The 573-nt window shown below is 66.7% G+C and carries 1 protein-coding gene; it reads right to left on the reverse strand.

Annotated elements, in window-relative coordinates; translation table 11 throughout:
- Positions 1-573: VCBS domain-containing protein (locus tag EN993_RS36595; RefSeq protein ID WP_206532501.1), on the reverse strand; the 573-nt coding region annotated here is incomplete at both ends.

Below are 573 nucleotides of genomic sequence, written 5' to 3' on the forward strand. Positions count from 1 at the left end.
ACGGCCGCGTCGTTGGTGCCCAGGATGTGGACGGTCACGGTGGTGGCGGTGCCGTCGGCGCTGACGACATTGAAGGTGTCGGTGTAGGTGGTGCCGGCGACGAACTCGTCATGGGCGGAGGATGCCGTGTAGGTCCAGTTGCCGTCGGCATCGAGGTCGAAGGTGCCGTAGCTGCCTGCGGCAGCCACCTGGGGCACGAAGTGGGGATCGCTGTCGACATCGGAGATGGTGAGCGTGCCCGACGTCGAGATGTCGGCGGCCGTGTTGCCTTCGGTCAGGTCGCGCACATCGGCCGACAGCACGGCCGCGTCGTTGGTGCCCAGGATGTGGACGGTCACGGTGGTGGCGGTGCCGTCGGCGCTGACGACATTGAAGGTGTCGGTGTAGGTTGTGCCGGCGACGAACTCGTCATGGGCGGAGGATGCCGTGTAGGTCCAGTTGCCGTCGGCATCGAGGTCGAAGGTGCCGTAGCTGCCTGCGGCAGCCACCTGGGGCACGAAGTGGGGATCGCTGTCGACATCGGAGATGGTGAGCGTGCCCGACGTCGAGATGTCGGCGGCCGTGTTGCCTTCG

The sequence above is a fragment of the Mesorhizobium sp. M7D.F.Ca.US.004.01.2.1 genome, assembly GCF_003997785.1.
Lineage (GTDB): Bacteria > Pseudomonadota > Alphaproteobacteria > Rhizobiales > Rhizobiaceae > Mesorhizobium > Mesorhizobium loti.